The following is a 6,570-nucleotide window of genomic DNA, read 5'->3' on the forward strand; positions in this document are numbered from 1 at the left end:
GGCGGGCGCGGGGCGGCAGCGGGTGGCCGGTGCCGGCGGGGTCAGGCGCCTGTGGGCCGTGAGCGGCGGGTGGTCAGCGACAGAGAGCGCTGGAGGTACGCCGCAGGTCCACGTAGCGGCACACCACACCGGGGTGCGTCGTGAGCATGTTGCACATCCTGGGGGCAGCTGTCAGCGGCTGTCAATGGACACCAAAAGGTGTCTCATTCGGCGGGACGGCCTCTGACCGCTGATCAGAGGGCTGTCAGGGCTCGGCGGGAGAGTTGCGGCCGTGGGCCGGGTGCGCTGCGGCCTCCTCCGGGTGCAGCCACACAGGGCCGTTGCCGGTCTCGACGCGGACGGCGCCGGCCGGGGGCCACTGGCCGTGCGTCAGCAGCTCGCGCTCGGGGCCGGTCAGGCTCCCGTACCGCGTGAGGGCTTCCGCCGGGGCCAGTGGTACGGGAGCCGGCGGCAGCCCGGGGCACAGCTCGTCGACCGCCGTGGCGTACTCCTCGTACGACCGCCAGCCGGGCACGGCGCGGCATCCGGCGGCGGTGCGGATCAGCAACGTCGGCAGTGCGTACCGGTGTCCGCCGTCGGTGGTCTCCTTGGCGGCGCCGGGATGAGGCGACTCGTGGCGTACGGACAGCACCTCGCCCACCGGGCGACGCGCCTCGGCACGGTCGGCGCGCACCTTCTCCAGTACGGCGGCCGATGCCGCGTCGGCGGCCAGCCGCTCAAGGTCCAGGCCGGGCACGCCCCGTACCGCCGCAAGTGCGAGCGCGGGTGTGTCCGCCGGCTCCCCGAGGACGAAGACGCTCTCCCGCAGCCGGCGCAGCACCCGCTCGGCCACCTCGTCGCCCTGTGATTCGGCGGCCTTGGCCGCGAGCGAGGACGGCCATGAGCTTGCCGCCACCCGGCTCAGCCGGAGCGCCCTCGGCGCCCGCGTATGGGTGCTGATGTCGTCGACGTAGCGCGCGTACCAGGCGGTCTCCGCCGCCGGATCGGGCGGCGGGTCGTCGTCGTGGTCGAAGAGGACGCAGTACACGCGGCGCCAGCGGACCCGGCCGGCCAGTTCCGCCCGGAGCCGGCGGAAGACGGGCTCCGACCCCCAGGCCCAGGGGCACAGCGGGTCGGTGTACTCCACCAACTCAACGGCCTCCAAGGCCGGTTGGTCCGATGCGACCGTCACGCGGCTCCCTCACGGCTCAGCTGTACGCCCGCCCCGGCGGGCATCAGCGCGGCGAGAGTCATCCCGCCCAGGACCGCGGCGACCTCCGCCTCGACCTGACGCCACACCCCGGGCAGGCCGGAGGCAGGGCCGGGGTAGTTGAGACCGGCAGGCGTCTCACCCCGCAAGGTGATCAACTCGCCGTCCACGGCGCGCGCGACATCGAGCAGCGTGACCTCGTCGGCGGGCCGGCCGAGCCAGTACCCGCCCTCGCAGCCGCGCTGGCTGCGTACAAGACCGGCTTTCCGCAGCTCGCCCACCACGGACTTCAGGAACCGGAACGGGATCTGTTGCGAGGAGGCGATGGCCTCGCACGTGAGGGGGCGGGAGGGTTCGCAGGCGAGCTCCAGCAGAGCCCGCGTGGCGTAGTCCGCCTTCGCGGAGATATGCATGCCCACATCATGCCCGACGAGGTGCGCGCCACGAGGGCTTCTTTCGGTTCCCCTCCCGCATTGCGGGAACATTGCCGCAGGTGAAGGGTAATGGACACCTCTTGGCATCCTTTCCCGGGCCCCTCTAGCGTCCCCACCCATGAGCGAGCCGTTGACGACCCCCGGCGAGGGTTTCCACCCCCATCTTCCTGACACGGGCGGGCAGCCGGCAGCACCCCTGCGCACGCGCCTGCACCACATCCGTGCCGACGATCTCGACGGCGACACGGCGCAGAGCGGAGGTATGCGCAGATTCGCTGCCGTCAGCGGACGCAAAGCGGGTTCGGAAAAGCTGTGGATGGGACAGACCCACGTCGCCCCCTCCACGTCCTCCTCCGACCATCACCACGGTGAATCCGAGACCGCCATCTATGTGGTGAGCGGACACCCCGAGTTCGTCTTCCTCGACGACTCGGGCGAGCAAGCGGGTGAGGTCCGTCTGCGTACCTCACCCGGTGACTACATCTTCGTCCCCCCGTTCGTGCCGCACCGCGAGGAGAACCCGGACGCCGCCGAAGAGGCCGTGGTCGTCATCGCCCGCAGCACCCAGGAGGCGATCGTGGTCAACCTTCCGCAGCTGTACGCGCTGCGGACCGACGAGGTGTGACGGGACTGCGCGTCGTACCGGCGGTGACTTCCCATGGCGGTTCGGACGCCCACCGGGCCGCGGTCACGTACGCGTTGTCCCTGCCAACAGGCGGTGTGTGGCGAGCGCCTCGGCGATGCGCCGCATCCAGAAGTCGAAGGTGTCGGGCACGTTGGCCGGGAAGTCGATGAAGTAGGCGTTGCGGCCGTGTCGACGACTGCGCCCTCGGACAGGTCCGACAGCCGCTCCAGGAGTTCGGCCGAGAGCTTGAATCCCACGGACATCAGGGCGGCGTCGAACTGCCGCGCCGCGACATCCCCTTGCCCCGCAGAGCCTGCGGGGGAGGGGAGCCGGCGGGTGTGCCGGACGATCAGAGCTTCGAGTCAGTGATCCATTCCGGCAGGATCCCAGAGTGGCGGGGGCCGGGTCATCCGGGTTTCCGGCGCGGTGCACCGGTTACGCGGCCGGACTCGCGGTCTTTCCCTTGGGCGCCGAGAAGTGGAACAGCTTTCCCGAGGAGCCGACGACGAACTGGTCGTCGGAGAACAGCGGGGTCGTCCACTCGCCGGAGACACCACTGACCGGGTAGTGCCAGGCCTGCTTGCCTGTGGCGTCGTCGAAGCCGTACAGCCCCTTGTTCGTCGCTGCGATGTAGAGGCCGCTCAGGGCGCCCAGGAACGTGAGTTCGCCGAGACCGGAGCCGGCTGTCCAGCGGTCGGTGCCGGTCTTGGCACCGACAGCACGCAGGACCTTGTCGAGGTAGCAGACAGTCGCGCCGGAGTGGGCGAAGCCGCCTTTGTCGGGGGCGGTTGTCGTGCGGCTCCACAGGGTGTTGCCGGTCGCCGGGTCGAAGGCGGCGACCACTCCGGCCGTCGCCCGTGTGCTCTCGGTGTCCTGGTAGCCGTAAAGGACTCCCTGGTGCAGTTCCAGTGTGAGGAACACGAGGAACTGACGGGTTGCCGAAGGCAGCCGGGCCGGCTTGCTCCAGCGAGTGGAGCCGTCGGCGGCGTCGATGGCGAGCAGGTTCATGTCACTGTCGATGCCGTACAGCACGTCGGAGGCCGGCGGCGCGTAGAGCTTCTCCAGGTCCTTCGACCACAGCAGTTCGCCCGTGTCGGGCGACACGACGCTGTAGTCGCCGTACCGGGCGGACGCCTTCGGCTGGGCAGCTGTGTTCCACAGGATCGGGCGCCCGTCGCGCGTCATGCCGGCGACCGCGAGCGCGCCGATGTCCGGGGTCTGCCACCGTACGGTTCCGTCGGCCGTGTCCAGGGTCTGGTAACGCCTCTGGTCGGTGGTCACCAGCAGGGAGCCGTCCGTGAACTTCGGTGTCACGGCACCGGACCCGGGCAGATCCGTTGCCCAGAGTTCCTTTCCGGTACGGCCGTTCAGCGCATGGATCTTGCCGTCGGCGCGTGCGGTGTAGACGCGCTGGTCGTCGGCGGCGGCGTAGAAGTCCACGCCATTCGTGTCCTGCCACAGCAGCCGGCCGGAGGCCCGGTCGAAACACGCCCCCGCGTTCTCTCCGAGACAGAGCACCGTGGACTTCGTCAGGGCGCGTGGGTACAGGGGGGCGTGCGGGAGGTCGGCCGTCCAGGAGAGCCGGGGCAGGGCAGAGGCCGCCCCTTGCCCTTGCCCTCCGGAGGCTTTTTCGTCGTCCGGGCGCAGGAGCCAGGCGGCGGTTCCTGCGGCCGCCGTAGTGGTGAGCGCCGCGCCGCCGATCAGCAGCCGACGCCGGCCGATGCCCGGGCGGCGTACCTCGTCGTTCAAGGTGCGTTCGGATGCGGTGACCTGGAATTCGATCGCGCCGAGCCAGCCCACGGAGGTCGCCGGGCGCAGCCACGCCTGCAACTGCTCCACGGTCGGGCGCCGGGCGGGGTCCTTGTCCAGGCAGGCGGCGACGGTCCCGAGCAGGGCCGGCGGTACGCCGTCCAGCTGCGGTGCCTCGTGGACCGCCCGGTAGAGCAGCGCGTGTGCGGCGCCGGTTCCGAAGGGCGGCGTACCGGTGGCGGCGAAGGCGAGCACGCCGCCGAGGGCGAACACATCGCTGGCGGGCGTGAGTTCGCCGCCCCGCGACTGCTCGGGCGAAATGAAGCCGGGCGATCCGATGACCTGGCCCTCGGCGGTGAGCATGGTGCTGTCGATGGCCCGGCTGATGCCGAAGTCGATGACCCGGGGCCCGTCGTGAGTGAGCAGGATGTTGGACGGCTTGAGGTCGCGGTGGATCAGTCCGGCGCGGTGGATGGCGGCCAGTGCCTCGGCGAGACCCGCGCCCAGCACGCGCAAGGTCGTCTCGGGCATGGGCCCATGGGAGTCCAGCGCTTCGGAGAGCGCGGGGCCGGGGATGTACGCGGTGGCCAGCCAAGGCTGCGGGCCGTCCGGGTCGGCGTCCACGACGGGCGCGGTGAAGGCGCCGCCGACCGCGCGTGCCGCGTCGACCTCGGCCTTGAAGCGGCGCCTGAAGTCGGGGTCGGCGGCGAGTTCGGGGCGTACGACCTTGACCGCGACCGCACGGCCGCTGCGCGACGCGGCCAGGTGGACCTGGCCCATGCCGCCCGCGCCGATCTGCCGGATGACCCGGTACGGGCCGATGTACACGGCGGACGGGGTGGTTTGGATCGTCATGAGGCGTCACTCCGGAACGCGGAAAGGGTGGTGGCGGATGCGGCGTAGACGGTGCTTCCGACGGCCAGCACCTTCCATTCGTCGCTGCCGGACGCCGCCGTCTTGCCGCCGGTGGCCCGGTGCGCCCAGAGGGGCTTGCCGTCGGTCGCGCGCAGGACGATGAAGCCCTGGGGGTCGGAGAGGGATTCGGTCACCACGGAAGCGGAGACCGAAGGGCCCGCGTCGAGGAACGTTCCGCTGTTGAGCGACACCGGGCTCGCGGTCCGCCACAACTGGCTGCCGTCACGTACGTCGAGGGCGACGACGGCGCTCTTGGAGCCGGAGACGTACGCCTTCCCGCCGTGGACGGATGTGCCGCTGAGCTCCGTCGTCTCGGCGGCAGCGGTCCACAGCTTGCGGCCGTTCGCGGTGCTGAAGGCGCGTACGTCGGTGCCTGTGACCAGAAGTCTGCCCCCCGCCGTGACCATGGGTGGCTCGGTATTGGACTCGAACACGTCGTGAACTGTCCACTGTGGCCTGCCGGTTCGTGCGTCGACGCGAAGGACGTCATTGTCGTCGCGGAGGAAAAAGGCGTGTCCGTCCGAGCACGTCCCGAAGGTGCTGTTGGTCATCTTGCGGGACCACAGCACCGAGCCCTTGGCGAGGTCCACGGCGTGCACACGGAAACCTCCGCCGCCGTCGGAGCTGATGAGCGCGACCGACGCGGCGACAGCGAGGACGTCCACGACGGCATCGGGCCCGTACGTCCCGTCCGGCTCCATGACCGGGTGGCTGAACCTGAGGGTTCCCTTCTCGTCCAGGCCGAGCAGGTAGCCGCGGTCGCCCGCGACCGTGCCGTACAACATCGATCCGTGGACGGCGAGCCACTGGGGTTCCTGGGAGACACCGGACGGCATGCGTGGCGAGGCCGTCCACCGCCTGGATCCGGCGGTGGTGTCGTAGCCGACCGCCTTCTGTTTGTCCCAGTGCACCAGGGAGGAGCCCATGAGCCGCAGCCGTCCGTCCGCGTGCTCGACACCGCTCTCCAGGCCGACCGACCACTGCGGCTTCGGGCCCGCGGCAAGCCCGGCGGTGGGCCGGATCGTGGTGCCTCCGCCGCTGCTGCTGGCGCCGCTTCCCGGCGTGCCGCCGGGCTTCGACCGCAACCCGATCACGGCCGCGACCCCCGCGGCCGTGGCGGCGGTGCCGCCGGCCGCGGCGATCCACAGGAATCGGCGGCGGCTCGTGCCCGGCCCGCCCGGCTCCGGGGCGGACGGCGGGGGCAGCAGCGGGGTCATGGGCATGGGCGGTGCGGACACCAGGACGGCGGCGTGCGCCTCCCGCTCCGCGATGTCCGACCGCAGACCCTCGGACAGCAGCGCGGAGGAATCGGCGGGGGACAGCGAGTCGAGCACCGCGGAGGTGCCAGGTCTGCGGTCGGGGTCCTTGTCCAGGCATGCCACGAGCAGCGGACGCAGGGCATCGGGTACGTCGTCCAGCTGTGGCGGCGCGTGCACGGCCCGGTAGAGAACCTCGGTCGTCGTACCCGCGCCGAACGGCCCCTGGCCGGTGGCCGCGAAGACCAGGACGCAGCCGAGGGAGAAGACATCGGCGGCGGGACCCGCTTCGCGGCTCGACACGATCTGTTCGGGTGCCATGAACCCGGGCGTCCCGATCACGGCGTTCGTACGGGTCAGCTGCGTCGCGTCCACCGCACGGCTGATGCCGAAGTCGATGAC

5 protein-coding genes and 1 pseudogene are annotated in these 6,570 nt (G+C 71.2%); 1 reads left to right on the forward strand and 5 read right to left on the reverse strand.

Translation table 11 applies throughout. The annotated features are described in order from the left end of the window. Positions 1-244: 244 nt before the first annotated feature. Positions 245-1,171, reverse strand: a complete 927-nt coding sequence (locus J0695_RS37375; RefSeq protein ID WP_206969208.1) for a DsbA family oxidoreductase — start codon at positions 1,169-1,171, stop codon at positions 245-247. Then, positions 1,168-1,602, reverse strand: a complete 435-nt coding sequence (locus tag J0695_RS37380) for an RrF2 family transcriptional regulator (protein WP_206969209.1) — start codon at positions 1,600-1,602, stop codon at positions 1,168-1,170. The genes J0695_RS37375 and J0695_RS37380 overlap by 4 nt, the downstream gene beginning before the upstream one ends. A gap of 139 nt (positions 1,603-1,741) precedes the next feature. On the opposite strand from J0695_RS37380, the gene J0695_RS37385 reads away from it, so the two are divergent. After that, the gene (locus tag J0695_RS37385) at positions 1,742-2,248 is read left to right on the forward strand and encodes a cupin domain-containing protein (RefSeq protein WP_206969210.1); all 507 of its coding nucleotides are present in this window, start codon (positions 1,742-1,744) and stop codon (positions 2,246-2,248) included. Between the two features lie 99 nt (positions 2,249-2,347). Here the strand turns inward: J0695_RS37385 and J0695_RS44515 are convergent. The 3 genes and pseudogenes from J0695_RS44515 to J0695_RS37395 all read right to left on the reverse strand — a co-directional run. Further along, positions 2,348-2,601: pseudogene (locus J0695_RS44515) on the reverse strand (hypothetical protein); the annotation flags it as partial. Positions 2,602-2,683: 82 nt separating this feature from the next. Further along, positions 2,684-4,852 (reverse strand): outer membrane protein assembly factor BamB family protein, encoded by a 2,169-nt coding sequence (locus J0695_RS37390; RefSeq protein ID WP_206969211.1) that lies wholly within the window; start codon positions 4,850-4,852, stop codon positions 2,684-2,686. After that, on the reverse strand, positions 4,849-6,570 hold a 1,722-nt coding region (locus J0695_RS37395; RefSeq protein ID WP_206969212.1), incomplete at its 5' end, for an outer membrane protein assembly factor BamB family protein. The genes J0695_RS37390 and J0695_RS37395, both read right to left, overlap by 4 nt.

Source organism: Streptomyces beijiangensis (assembly GCF_017315755.1).
Lineage (GTDB): Bacteria > Actinomycetota > Actinomycetes > Streptomycetales > Streptomycetaceae > Streptomyces > Streptomyces beijiangensis.

What these genes read in the sequence shown, in the direction of transcription:
- J0695_RS37380 (WP_206969209.1), bottom strand. Translation starts at nt 1,602, where the DNA reads ATGCATATCTCCGCGAAGGCGGACTACGCCACGCGGGCTCTGCTGGAG.
- J0695_RS37385 (WP_206969210.1), top strand. Translation starts at nt 1,742, where the DNA reads ATGAGCGAGCCGTTGACGACCCCCGGCGAGGGTTTCCACCCCCATCTT.
- J0695_RS37390 (WP_206969211.1), bottom strand. Translation starts at nt 4,852, where the DNA reads ATGACGATCCAAACCACCCCGTCCGCCGTGTACATCGGCCCGTACCGG.